General features: G+C 76.0%; 1 protein-coding gene. It reads left to right on the plus strand.

Going from position 1 to position 14,429, the window contains the following annotated elements; all coding sequences use genetic code 11:
- Nucleotides 1-27 precede the first annotated feature (27 nt).
- On the plus strand, nt 28-14,427 hold the full coding sequence (locus tag SCAB_RS40115) for a type I polyketide synthase (RefSeq protein WP_013005777.1): 14,400 nt from the start codon (nt 28-30) through the stop codon (nt 14,425-14,427).
- Nucleotides 14,428-14,429 lie beyond the last annotated feature (2 nt).

Consider the following 14,429-nt stretch of genomic DNA (forward strand, 5'->3'; position numbering starts at 1 on the left):
TCGTCCGCTTCCTCCGACACGACCGTCGTGGAGGCGCTCAGGGACGCCCTCAAGGAAACCGCCCGGCTGCGCCGCGAGAACCGGCAACTCCAGGCGGGTGTGGGGGAGGCGGTGGCGGTGGTGGGGATGGCGTGTCGGTTGCCGGGTGGGGTGGTGTCGCCTGCGGGGTTGTGGGAGTTGGTGGTTGAGGGTCGGGACGGTGTGTCGGGGTTTCCGGTGGACCGGGGTTGGGATGTGGAGGGGTTGTTCGATCCGGATCCGGATCGGCCGGGGACGTCGTACACGCGGCATGGCGGGTTCTTGCATGATGCGGCGGAGTTCGATGCGGAGTTCTTCGGGATCTCGCCGCGTGAGGCGTTGGCGATGGATCCGCAGCAGCGGTTGTTGCTGGAGACGTCGTGGGAGGCGGTCGAGGGGGCGGGTATCGATCCGCATGCGCTGCGGGGCAGCCGCACCGGCGTCTTCGCCGGAATCATGTACCACGACTACGGACCCGCACTGCACATACCCGCCGGAGGCGTGGACGGCCAGCGGCTGACCGGCGGCGCCGGCAGCGTTCTGTCGGGTCGGGTGGCGTTTTCGTTGGGGCTTGAGGGTCCTGCGGTGACGGTGGATACGGCGTGTTCGTCGTCGTTGGTGGCGGTGCATCTGGCGGTGTCGGCGTTGCGGGCGGGGGAGTGTTCGCTGGCGTTGGCGGGTGGGGTGACGGTGATGTCGTCGCCGGGGACGTTTGTGGAGTTTTCGCGGCAGCGTGGGTTGTCGGTGGATGGGCGGTGTCGGTCGTTCGCTGCGTCTGCGGGTGGGACGGGTTGGGCGGAGGGGGTGGGGCTGCTGGTGTTGGAGCGGTTGTCGGATGCGCGTCGCCTTGGTCATCGGGTGTTGGCGGTGGTGCGGGGGAGTGCGGTCAATCAGGACGGTGCGAGTAATGGGTTGACGGCGCCGAGTGGTCGGGCGCAGGAGCGGGTGATTCGGGCGGCGTTGTCGTCGGCGGGTGTGGGTGCTGCTGATGTGGATGTGGTGGAGGCGCATGGGACGGGGACTCGGTTGGGTGATCCGATCGAGGCGCAGGCGTTGTTGGCGACGTATGGGCGGGAGCGGTCGGATGGTCGGCCGTTGTGGTTGGGGTCGTTGAAGTCGAACATCGGGCATGCGCAGGCGGCTGCGGGTGTGGCTGGTGTGATCAAGATGGTGATGGCGCTGCAGCGGCGTGCGTTGCCGAAGACGTTGCATGTGGATGAGCCGACGCCGTTGGTGGACTGGGCGTCGGGTGGCGTCGAGTTGCTGACCGAGCAGCAGGAGTGGGAGCCGGTTGCGGGGCGTCCGCGTCGGGCGGGGGTGTCCTCGTTCGGGATCAGTGGCACCAATGCCCACCTCGTCCTGGAGGAAGCGCCCCCCACCCCCGAACGGGAAGCGACCACCACCCCCGAACCGGAAGCGACCCCCGAGCCCGACACCTCCCCGCTGCCGCTGGTGCTCTCCGCCCGTACCCCGGACGCGCTGCGCGACCAGGCACGGCGCCTGCTGCCCCTGCTTCGGGACACCGCCGGGCCCGCCGCCCGCGACCTCGCCTTCTCCTTGCTGACGTCCCGTTCGCTGTTCGACCACCGTGCCGTGGTCGGCGGGGACCGGCGGGCATGGGAGGAAGGGCTCGCGGCGCTTGCCGGCGGCGAGCCCGGCGCGGACGTGGCGGCGGGCGAGGCATCCGCCACCGGGCCGGTCGTGTTCGTCTTCCCCGGTCAGGGTTCGCAGTGGGCCGGTATGGCGGGGGAGTTGCTGGCGCAGTCGCCGGTGTTCGCGGCCCGGATGGAGGAGTGCGAGCGGGCTCTGGCGCCGTTCGTGGACTGGTCGTTGCTGGACGCCGTGCGCTCGGGGCAGACCTGGGACCGGGTCGATGTGGTCCAACCCGCCCTCTTCGCGGTGATGGTGTCGCTGGCGGAGGTGTGGCGGTCGTTCGGCGTGGTGCCGGACGCGGTCGTGGGGCACAGCCAGGGGGAGATCGCCGCCGCCGTGGTGGCGGGCGCGCTGTCCCTGGAGGACGGAGCCAGGGTCGTGGCCCTGCGCAGCCAGGCGCTGGGTGTGCTGGCCGGACGCGGCGGCATGGTCTCCGTGGCCCTCGCGCACGCCCCCCTGACCGACCTGCTCGCCGACCGCCCCGGACTCTCGGTCGCCGCCGTCAACGCCCCCTCCGCCGGGGTGGTGTCCGGCGACCCCGACGCCCTGGCCGAACTGCTCGCGCACTGCGAGGCCCAGGGCGTACGGGCCCGGCGCATCGACGTCGACTACGCCTCGCACTCCGCCCATGTGGAGGAGATACGCGAGACGCTTCTGGAGGCCCTGACCGGACTGCGGCCGACGGCCGCCCACGTGCCGCTGTACTCCACCGTCGAGGGCGGCTGGCTGGACACCGCTCGGATGGACGCCGACTACTGGTACCGCAACCTGCGGGCCACCGTCGGCTTCGCACCCGCCGTCCGCACCCTCGCCGAGTCCGGGTACACCGGGTTCATCGAGGTCAGCCCGCACCCCGTGCTCACCATGGGCATCGAGGAGACCGTCCACGAGGCGGGCTGCGAGGCCGTCGTGCTCGGTACGCTCCGGCGCGACGAGGGCGGGCTGCGGCGCCTGCACCACGCGCTCGGCGAAGCCTTCGTACGCGGGCTCCCCGTCGACTGGAAGCCGGCCCTCGCCGGCACCGGTGCCCGCCTCGTGGACCTGCCCACCTATCCGTTCCAGCGCCGCCGCTACTGGCTGGAGACCCCGCGGGCGTCGGACCCGGCCGCCTCGGCCGACGACGGACTGTGGGGGGAGATCGAGGCCCAGGAACCCGCGGCCCTCGCCGACACCCTGGGGGTCGACCCCGACGCGGTCGGCGAGGTCGTGCCCGCCCTGTCAGCGTGGCGCTCCGAACGGTTACGAGGGCGGCGCGCCGACGGCTGGCGTCACCGTGTCGGGTGGCGTCCGCTGACGCTCGCGCCGAGGGCGTCGCTGTCCGGACGCTGGCTCGTCGTGCTCCCGGCGGCCGACAGCGGTGCCGATGTGCTCGCCGCGCTGACGGCTGCCGGGGCCGAACCGGTCCCCGTCGTCGTCTCCGCCCCCGACCAGGACCGGGAATCCCTCGCGGCCTCCCTGCGTGCCGCGTCGGGCGCCGAGCCCGTGGCCGGCGTGTTCTCGTTGCTGGCCGAGGAGACGCGCCCGCACCCCGCCCAGCCCGACGTGCCCGCCGGGCTGTCCCTGACCCTCGCCCTCGTCCAGGCCCTCGGCGACACCGGCACGGACGCCCCGCTGTGGTGCGCCACCCGGGCCCTGGCGGCCGTGGGAGGCGGCGAGCGGCCGGGAGCGAGTGCGCAGGCCGCGGTCGCCGGACTGGGCCGGACGGTCGCCCTGGAACGGCCCGACACCTGGGGCGGCCTCGTCGACCTGCCCGCCGTGCTGGACGAGCGGGCCGCGGACCGGCTGGGCGCGGTCCTCGCCGCCGTCACCGACGAGGACCAGGTCGCCGTGCGCTCCTCCGGCGTGTACGGCCGCCGCCTGCTCCCGGTCGGTCCCGGCCGGCCGGCCGAGGCCCGCCACAGCCCGAGCGGCACCGTACTCATCACCGGCGGCACCGGCGGGATCGGGGCGCAGGTCGCCCGCGAACTCGCCGAGCGGGGAGCCGTCCACCTGCTGCTGCTCAGCCGCCGCGGACCCGACGCCCCCGGCGTGGACGCACTGCGCGCCGAACTCACCGCGCTCGGCGCACGGGTGACCGTCGCCGCCTGCGACGTCGCCGACCGCGCCCAGCTGACGGCGGTCGTCGCCGCGATCCCCGAGGAGGAGCCGCTCACCACGGTCGTCCACGCCGCCGGGGTCCTCGACGACGGCACCCTCGACGCCCTCGACCCGGCCCGCCTCGCCACTCTGATGCGCGTCAAGGTCACCGCCGCCCGCACCCTGCACGAGGTCACCGACGGCATCGGCCTCGCCGACTTCGTCGTGTTCTCCTCCTTCATGGGCGTCCTCGGCAGCGCCGGCCAGGGAAACTACGCCGCCGCCAACGCCGCGCTCGACGCCCTGGTCGCCGAACGCCGTGCCGCCGGACTGCCCGGCACCTCCCTCGCCTGGGGCGCCTGGGCCGGCGGCGGCATGGTCGACGACCGGATCGCCGACCGCCTCCGCCGCCTCGGCATCACCCCCATGGAGCCCCGGGCCGCCGTCCGGGCCATGACCGCCGCCCTCGCGGACCACGACGAACTCTGCGTCGTCGCCGACGTGGACTGGCAGCGCTTCCGCGAGGCCGTCGGGCTGCGCGCCACGGCGCTGCTGAGCGGCCTGCCCGGAGCCGCCGGCGCGCGGAACCCGGCACCGGCCGGACCCGCCGAGCAGGAAGGGCAGGAAGGGCAGGACGGGCAGGTGCGCGGGCAGCTCGCCGCGCTCCCCGCCGCCGAACGGTCCCGTCACATCACCGACCTCGTGCGCACGCACGCCGCGACGGTGCTGCGCCACGGCGCGGCCACCGACATCGCCCCCGGCCGGGCCTTCGCCGAACTCGGCTTCGACTCCCTCACCGCCGTGGAACTGCGCAACCGGCTCGGCACGGCCACCGGACTGCGGCTGCCCACCACCCTGCTCTTCGACCACCCCACACCCCAGGCACTCGCCGCCCATCTCCTCGCCGAACTCGCCCCGTCGGGCCCACGGACCGAGGAGGCCGACCCGGCCCACCCCGGGGCGACGAGCGCGGTGGACGACGACCCGATCGCCATCATCGGCATCGGCTGCCGCTTCCCCGGCGCCGTCCACGGCCCGGACGCGTTCTGGCAGCTGCTCACCGAGGGACGGGACGTCGTCGCCGACTGGCCGGCGGACCGGGGCTGGGACACCGACCGGCTCTACGACCCCGACCCGGACCGCCCCGGCACCACCTACAGTCGGCGCGGCGGATTCCTTCACGACGCCGGCGGCTTCGACGCCGCCTTCTTCGGGATCTCGCCCCGCGAGGCCCTGGCCATGGACCCGCAGCAGCGGCTGCTCCTGGAGACCTGCTGGGAGACCGTCGAACACGCCGGTATCGACCCCACCGCACTGCGCGGCCGCCCGGTCGGCGTGTTCGTCGGCACCAACGGCCAGGACTACCCCGGCGTCCTCGACGGCGCGCCCGGCGTCTCCGAGGGCCACGTCATGACGGGCAACACCGCCAGCGTGATGTCGGGCCGTATCTCGTACGAACTGGGCCTCGACGGGCCCGCGCTGACCGTGGACACCGCGTGCTCCTCCTCGCTGGTGACCCTGCACCTGGCGGCGCAGGCCCTGCGCCGGGGCGAGTGCGCTCAGGCCCTCGCCGGGGGTGTCACCCTCATGACCACGCCCAAGCTGTTCGTCGAGTTCAGCCGCCAGCGCGGACTGGCCCCGGACGGCCGCTGCAAGGCGTTCGCGGCCGGCGCCGACGGCACGGGCTGGGCCGAGGGCGTCGGCATGCTCCTCCTGGAACGCCTCTCGGACGCCCGCCGCCGCGGCCACCGGGTGCTCGCGGTGCTCGGCGGCACCGCCGTCAACCAGGACGGCGCCAGCAACGGCCTGACCGCGCCGAGCGGGCCCGCGCAGCAGCGCGTCATCCGGGCCGCCCTCACCGACGCCCGGGTCGCACCCGAGGACATCGACGCCGTGGAGGCGCACGGCACCGGCACCCGGCTCGGCGACCCCATCGAGGCCCAGGCCCTCCAGGCCGTGTACGGCGCCGGACGGACCGCCGACGAGCCGCTGTGGCTGGGGTCGGTCAAGTCCAACATCGGCCACACCCAGGCCGCCGCCGGTGTCGCGGGCGTCATCAAGATGGTGCTCGCCATCGGCCACGGCGAACTTCCCCGGACCCTGCACGCCGACGAACCCAGCACCCACATCGACTGGGACACGGCGGGCCTGCGGCTCCTCGGCGAGCCCACCCCGTGGCCCCGGACCGGACGCCCGCGCCGCGCCGGCGTCTCCTCGTTCGGCATCAGCGGAACCAACGCCCACGTGATCGTGGAACAGGCGCCCGACCCGGACGACGCGGACGACGCGGAGGGCACGGGCGAGGCGGACGGCACGGCCGGAGAGACCGCGACCGGCGGCGCGGGGGAGACGCGACCGTCCCCGGCCCGGACGCTGCCGCTGCTCCTGTCCGCCCGGACGCCCGCCGCGCTGCGCGCCCAGGCCGCTCGACTCCTCGCCCACCTGGACACGAGCCCCGGCACCCCGCTGCCCGACGTGGCCCTGGCGCTCGTCCGCGGACGGGCCGCGCTGGAGCACCGGGGCGCCGTGCCCGGGGGCGACGAGACGGCCGCGCGCCGCGCGCTGGGCGCGCTGGCCGCCGGGACGTCCGACCCGGAGCTGGTCACCGGCCTGGCGGCACCCGGACGTACCGTGCTGCTCTTCCCCGGTCAGGGAAGCCAGCGGGCCGCCGCCGGAGCCGCGCTGTACCGCGACGAGCCGGTGTTCGCCGACGCGCTGGACGACGTACTCGCCCACTTCGCCCCCCACCTCGGCCTGCCGCTGCGCGACATCCTGTTCGCCGCCGAGGGCGACGAGCGGGCCGCGCTGCTGCACCGCACCCGGTACACCCAGCCCGCGCTGTTCGCGCTGGAGGTGGCGCTGTTCCGCCTGCTGGACCACTGGGGAGTCGTCCCGGACCTGCTCATCGGCCACTCGGTCGGCGAACTCGCCGCCGCGCACGTCGCCGGGGTGCTCGACCTGCCCGACGCCTGCGCCCTGGTGGCCGCCCGCGGCCGTCTGATGGACGAACTGCCCGACGGCGGCGCCATGGTGGCGGTCGAGGCCGGCGAGGACGACGTGCTCCGTGTGCTCGGCCTCCTCGGAGAGCCCGCCGACGGCACGGCCGGTGTCGCGGCCGTCAACGGACCGGCGGCCACCGTGATCAGCGGTGACGAGGACGCCGTCCTGCGCGCGGCCGAGGAGTTCCGCCGCCAGGGCCGCCGGACCCGGCGGCTCACCGTGAGCCACGCGTTCCACTCCGCCCGGATGGACGGCATGCTCGACGCCTTCCGCGAGGTGGCCGAGGGCCTGACGTACGCCGAGCCCCGCATCCCCGTGATCTCCAACCTCACCGGTGAGCTCGCCCCCGCCGCCGAGCTGTGCTCCCCGGAGTACTGGGTGCGGCACGTGCGCGGCGCGGTGCGGTTCATGGACGGCGTACGGAGTCTGGTGGCCGAGGGCGCGACGACGTTCCTGGAGGCCGGGCCGGGGGGAGTGCTCTCCGCCCTGGTGCCGGCCTGTCTGCCGGAGGACGGGCCCGGAGCATCCGGCGTGACGGCGATCCCGTTGCTGCCCAAGGGCCGGCCGGAGGCGGCCTCGGTCGTCGCGGCCCTCGCCCGCTTGCACGTGCGTGCGGTCCCCGTCGACTGGAGCGCCGGGCACGAGGGCACCGCCGCCCGGCACGTCGACCTGCCCACCTACCCGTTCCAGCACGAGCGGTTCTGGCCGCGCCCGTCCGCGCGGAAGGGTGAGGACGGCGCCCTCACGGGCTCCGACGCCTTCTGGGACCTGGTCGGCACGGCCGACGCGCCGTCGGTCGCCTCGCTGCTGGGACTCGACGAGCAGGCGCCACTCGGTGACGTACTGCCCGCGCTGTCCGCCTGGCGTGCGCGCCGGGACCAGGAGGCGTCCGCCGCCCGGCACCACTACCGCGTCGCATGGCAGCCGCTGGCCCTGCCCGCCCGCATCCGGTTGTCCGGCTCGTGGCTCCTCGTGGTGCCGGACGACCCCGCGCTCACGGAGACGGCCGCGGCCGTCGAACGAGCCCTCGCGGAGCACGGCGCCGAGACGACCGTCGTGCGGATCGCCGCCGGCGCCGGACGCGCGGAACTGGCCGAACGTCTCCCCGCCGGGACCACCGGTGTGCTCTCCCTGCTGGCCCTGACCGACCTCCCGCACCCGGACCACGCGCCGCTCGGCGCGGGGCTCGCCCTCACCCTGACCCTGCTCCAGGCCCTCGGCGACACCGGCAGCCGCGCCCGGCTGTGGTGCGTGACGTCCGGCGCGGTCGCGGCGGGCCAGGACACGCCGCCGTCGCCCACCCAGGCCCGGGTGTGGGGACTCGGCAGGGTCGCCGCCCTGGAACACCCCGACCGCTGGGGCGGCCTGGTCGACCTCCCCGAACGGCTCGACCCCGCCGCCCTGCGCGGTCTGTGCGCGTGCCTGGGGGGCGTGGACGGCGTCGACACCGGTCACGGCGACGGTACGGCGGACGGGCTCGCCGGTGAGGACCAGATCGCGGTCCGGCCGTCCGGCCTGCTCGGCCGACGGCTGACAGCCGCTCCGGCGGGCGCCCCGGCCTCCGGCGGCCGTGTCGTCCCCGGCGACGATGCCGACACGAGCGACGATGCCGACACCGGCGACGATGACACCTCCGGCCGTCAGGTCACCTCCGGCGCGGTACCGGCCCCCACCGGCTGGCGCCCCCGGGGGACCGTTCTGGTCACCGGCGGCACCGGCGGTATCGGCGGGCACGTCGCCCGCTGGCTGGCCCGGGAAGGGGCCGGGCACCTCGTGCTGGCCGGCCGGCGGGGAACGGCCGCCCCCGGCGCGGCGGCGCTCGTCGCCGAGCTGGAGCAGGCGGGGGCCCGGGTCACCGTGGCCGCCTGCGACCTCGCCGACCGGGACGCGACGGCCGCGCTCGTCGACCGGCTCCGGGCGGCCGGGGACACACCGCGCGCGGTCTTCCACGCCGCGGGCACCGTCTCCGACACCCGCACCGAACAGTGCACCCCCGAACAACTCCACGCCGAACTGGCCGCCAAGGCGGACGGAGCCGACCACCTCGACGCCCTCCTCGCCGACGAACCGCTCGACGCCTTCGTGCTGTTCTCCTCCATCGCGGGCACCTGGGGCAGCGGCGGCCAGGCCGCGTACGCGGCCGCCAACGCGCACCTGGACGCCCTCGCCGCCCGGCGCAGGGCCCGCGGGCGCACCGCGCTCTCCGTCGCGTGGGGCCCCTGGGAGGGCACCGGCATGGCCGACGGCGACGCCGGCGCCGGACTGCGCCGGCACGGCCTCGTCGGCCTGCGGCCCGAAACGGCGCTGACCGCACTCCGCCAGGCGCTGGACACGGGCCGCACCGAGGTCGTGGTCGCCGATGTGGACTGGCGGCGGTTCGTCCCCGTCTTCACCTCCGGACGCCCCAGCAGGCTCCTGGGCGCACTGCCCGGGACCGCCGGGGCGGCCGGGGCCGCCGAAGCCTCCGAGGGCGGGCCCGCGGCCGACACCGCCCTGCCCGAGAACCACGCCGGCGGGTGGCGCGACCGGCTCACGGCCCTCCCCGACGCGGAGGGCGACCGGCTCCTCGTCGAACTGATCACCACAGAGGCGGCCGCGATCCTCGGTCACGCGTCGGCCGGGCGGGTCGACCCCGAACGCCCGCTGCGCGACATCGGCTTCGACTCCATCACGGCCGTCGAACTGCGCAACCGGCTCGTCACCGCCACCGGCTTCCGCCTGCCGGTGACCGGCCTCTTCGACCATCCCACGGCGACCGGCCTCGCCCGGCACATCCGTGAGGGCCTCACGGGCGCCGCACGGCCCGCCGACGGCCCGGACACCACCGCACCCCCGGCCCCGCACCCCGCCGATCCCGCCGACGACCCGCTCGCCGTGGTCGCGATGGCCTGCCGCTTCCCCGCGGGCGTCCGCGCCCCGGAGGACCTGTGGCGGCTGGTGGCCGACGAGGTGGACGCCATCGGCGCCTTCCCCACCGACCGGGGCTGGGACCTGGAGTCCCTGTACGACCCCGACCCGGACCGGCCGGGCACCTTCTACAGCTCCGGCGGCGGATTCCTCGACGGGGTGGGCGACTTCGACGCCGGCTTCTTCGGGATCTCGCCCCGTGAGGCGCTGGCCATGGACCCGCAGCAGCGGCTCCTCCTGGAGACGTCCTGGGAGGTCCTGGAACGTGCCGGGATCGACCCGCTGTCGGTCCGCGGCAGCCGGGGCGGCGTCTTCGTCGGCGTGGCCTCCCAGGGCTACGGCACCGGACCGGGCACGTCGTCCGACGGCGTCGAAGGACATCTGCTGAGCGGCAACGTCACCAGCGTGGCGTCCGGCCGGATCGCGTACACGCTCGGCATCGAGGGCCCGGCCGTCACCCTCGACACGGCCTGCTCCTCCTCGCTGGTCGCCCTGCACCTGGCCGGTCAGGCGCTGCGCGCCGGTGACTGCTCCTTCGCGCTCGTCGGCGGCGCCGCCGTGATGGCCGCCCCGGACGTGTTCGTGGAGTTCGGCAAACAGGGCGGTCTCTCGCCCGACGGCCACTGCCGCTCGTTCGCCGACGGCGCCGACGGCACCGGCTGGGGCGAGGGCGCCGGCATGATCCTCGTCGAGCGGCTGTCCGACGCCCGGCGTCTCGGTCACCCCGTGCTCGCCCTGGTCCGCGGTACGGCGGTCAACCAGGACGGCGCCAGCAACGGCCTCACCGCCCCGAGCGGCCTCGCCCAGCAGCGGGTGATCCGCGAGGCGCTCGCCCACGCCCGCCTGACCACCGCAGACGTCGACATGGTCGAGGCACACGGCACCGGCACCGTCCTCGGCGATCCCGTCGAGGCCCAGGCGCTGCTGGCCACCTACGGCCAGGGCCGCCCGGCGGACCGGCCGCTCTGGCTGGGCTCGCTGAAGTCCAACCTCGGCCACACCCAGGCCGCGGCGGGCGTGGCGGGACTGATGAAGGCCGTTCTGGCCATGGAGCACGCGACGCTGCCCAGGACCCTGCACGCCGACGACCCCACCTCCCGGGTCGACTGGTCCGGCGGCGCCGTCCGGCTCCTCGACCGGGCCCGCCCCTGGACGGCCCCCGACCGCCCCCGGCGCGCCGGAGTCTCGGCGTTCGGCATGAGCGGCACCAACGCCCATGTGGTCCTGGAGGAGGCGCCCCCGGAGCCGCCGACCGCCGCTCAGGACACCGACGCCCGGCCCGACACCCACGCGTCACCCGCGCTGCCCTGGCTCCTGTCCGCCCGCTCGCAGCCGGCCCTGCGCGAACAGGCCGCGCGGCTGCACGCCCACCTCACCGGCCGACCCGAACTGCGGCCGGCCGACGTCGCCCACGCGTTGGCGACCACCAGGTCCGCCCTCCCGCACCGGGCCGTCGTCGTCGGCACCGGCCACCGTGAACTGCTGGACGCGCTGGCCGCCCTCGCGGACCGGTCGGCCGCGTCCGGGGCCGTCGAGGGACAGGCCCGCGGCGGCGGCCGTACCGTCTTCGTCTTTCCCGGTCAGGGATCGCAGTGGGCGGGGATGGGGTCGGGTCTGCTGGATGCGGCTCCGGTCTTCGCGGAGCGGGTGGCCCAGTGCGAGCGGGCGCTGTCGCCGTACGTGGACTGGTCGTTGACCGGTGTGCTGCGGGGCGAGTCCGGTGCGCCGTCGTTGGAGCGGGTGGACGTGGTGCAGCCCGCGTTGTGGGCGGTGATGGTGTCGCTGGCCGCGCTGTGGCGGTCGTACGGTGTGGAGCCGTCGGCGGTGGTCGGGCACAGCCAGGGGGAGATCGCGGCCGCCGTGGTGGCGGGGGCGTTGTCCCTGGAGGACGGGGCCAAGGTCGTCGCGCTGCGCAGCCGGGCCCTCGTGGCGCTGGCCGGGGCCGGCGGCATGGTGTCCCTCGCCGTCTCCGAGGACCGGGCCCGCGCCCTGCTGGCACCCCACGGCGACGGTGTCTGCGTGGCCGCCGTGAACGGCCCCGACACGGTGGTGGTGGCCGGCCGGCCGGACGTGCTCACGGACCTCCTCGCGGCCTGCGAGAGGGACGGCGTACGGGCGCGGCGCATCCCCGTCGACTACGCGGCCCACTCGGCCGAGGTGGCCCGGGTCCGCGACGACCTGCTCGAGGCGCTGGCCGACGTGGCGCCCCGCACGGGCGGGACACCGCTGTACTCCACGGTCACCGGCGAACCCCTCGACGGATCGTTGCTGACGGCGGACTACTGGTACCGGAACCTGCGTGAACCCGTCGAGTTCGCGCGTGCCACCGAACGGCTGCTGGACGCCGGATTCGACCTCTTCGTCGAGGCGAGCCCGCACCCCGTGCTCACCGCCGGGGTCGAGGGAACCGCCGAACGGGCGGGCCGGACCGTCACCACCGTGGGGACGCTGCGCCGCGACGACGGCGACCCCGCGCGGTTCCTCGCCTCGCTCGCCGAGGCCTGGACCACCGGAGCCCCGGTGGTCTGGCCGGACGTCGTGGCGCACGCCGCGCCCGGTGCCCGACCCGTCCCCCTGCCCACCTACGCCTTCCAGCGGACCCGGTTCTGGCTGCCCACCCCGGGCCGCACCGCCCCGGCGGCCGGCGCGGCGGACACCGCCGCACAGGACCGCTTCTGGGCGGCGGTGGACAGCGGCGACCCGGCCGGGCTGGCCGCCGCCCTCGGCGCGGACGCCGACACGACACCGGAGGGCTTCGCCCCGGCGCTGCGCGAGGTGCTTCCGGTGCTGTCCGGCTGGCGTCGCGCCCGGCTCGACCGGGACGCCGTGCGGTCCCTCGGCTACCGGGTCCGCTGGCAGCCGGTGGCCGACCCGTCCGCCGCGCCGCTCGACGGCGACTGGCTCCTCGTCGTACCGAAGCAGCACACCGACGACCCGCTCGTCGGCGCGTGCCAGGACGCGCTGCGGCTCGGCGGCGCGGGGGCCCGTACCGTCACCGTCGACGCGGGCGACGCGGCCCGGACCGCGCAGGACGTCGCCGACGCCGTCGCGGACGCGGCCCGGCCGGTCTCCGGCGTGCTGTCCCTGCTGGCCCTGGACGAGCGTGCGGCGGCGGAACGGGCCCCGGTGCTCGCCGGGACCGCCGCCACCCTCGAACTGCTCAAGGCCCTGGACACCCTGGGGATCGACGCCCCGCTGTGGTGCGTGACCGGCGGCGCGGTCGCCGTCCACCCCGACGAGCGGCTCACCCGTCCGGGCGGGGCCCAGCTGTGGGGGCTCGGCCGGGTCGTGGGCCTGGAACAGCCGGGGCGCTGGGGCGGCATCGCCGACCTGCCGCCGAGCCCCGGCCCCGACGAGGCGCGCCGCCTCGCCGCCTTCCTCGCGGGCGGCCACGGGGAGGACCACCTCGCCGTCCGGCCCACCGGCGCTCACGCGCGCCGACTCGTCCGTGCCCCGGCCCCCGACGCCTCGGCGGGCCGCGACTGGACGCCGGCCGGAGGCACCGCCCTGATCACCGGCGACACCGGGGTGCTGGGCGCGGACATCGCCCGCTGGCTGGCCCGGCGCGGCGCCCGCCAGGTCGTCCTGGCCGACGACCGGAGCGCGGACCAGGTGGCTGTGGCCGCCCTGCGCGACGAACTGGTCGAACTGGGCGCCGAGTTGACGGAGTCCCACGGCCCGGACGCCCTGGCCGGCCTGCTCGGCGGGGCGCCCCTGACCGTCGCCGTCCACCTCGCCCGCGCCCATGACCCCGGCGCCTCGCTCGCCGAACTCACCTCCGCTGACCTGGAGGTCGCCCTGCGGTCCGCCCTCGGCCCGGTGGCAGACCTCGACGCGCTGCTCGACGGCCACCCGGCACCGGACTCCGTCGCCCTCGCCGTGCTGTTCCCGCTGAGCGGCGTCTGGGGGGCCGCCCGGCGGGGCGCCGCCACCAGCGCCTACGCCGCCCTCGAAGCGCTGGCCCGCGACCGCCGCGACCGGGGGAGCCGCTGCGTCACCCTCGCCCTCGGCGGCCTGGAACCCGCGCCCGCCGGATCCGACGCGGTGGAACGCCCCCTGGACGCGGACACGCTCCTCGCCGCCCTGCAGCAGTCGCTGGACCACGACGAACCCGCCGCGATCCTCGCCGACGTCCGCTGGGACCGCGTCGTGGCCGCCGTGCCCGACCCTCGAGCGCTGCGGCTGCTCGGCGAACTGCCCGAGGCGGCCTCCGCGCCGGGCGACGCCACGCGGGACGACGAGGACGACGCGGCCGCCGAACTCGCCCGCCGGCTCGAACCGTTGGACGAACCCGCGCGACGCCGTCTGCTGCTCGACCTGGTGTGCGACCACGCGGCCGCGGTCCTCGGCCACACCGGCCGCCAGGCCGTCCCGGCCGACCAGGCGTTCTCCGCCGTCGGGTTCGACTCGATGCTCGCCGTGTCCTTCCGTAACCGGCTGCGCACCGCGACCGGCGTCCCCGTCGCCGCGACGGTGGTGTTCGACCATCCCACCCCCGCCGCCCTCGCCGACCACCTGTACGACGGGTTGAGCGCCCGTCCCGGACCGGCCGTTCCCGCGCTCGCCGAACTCCGGGCGCTGGAGGCGGCCCTGACCTCCGCCGACCCCCGCGCCCAGGGCGCCGACGAGCTCGGCGCGCGCCTGCAGGACCTCGTACGGACCTGGGCCCGGCGCACAGCGCCCGACACCGGCCCGGCGGACACCGACGCGATCGGTTCCGCCAGCGCCGACGAACTGTTCGACCTGCTTGACAACAACTTCGGAATGGCCTGAGG

It is taken from the genome of Streptomyces scabiei 87.22, assembly GCF_000091305.1.
GTDB classification, from domain to species: domain Bacteria; phylum Actinomycetota; class Actinomycetes; order Streptomycetales; family Streptomycetaceae; genus Streptomyces; species Streptomyces scabiei.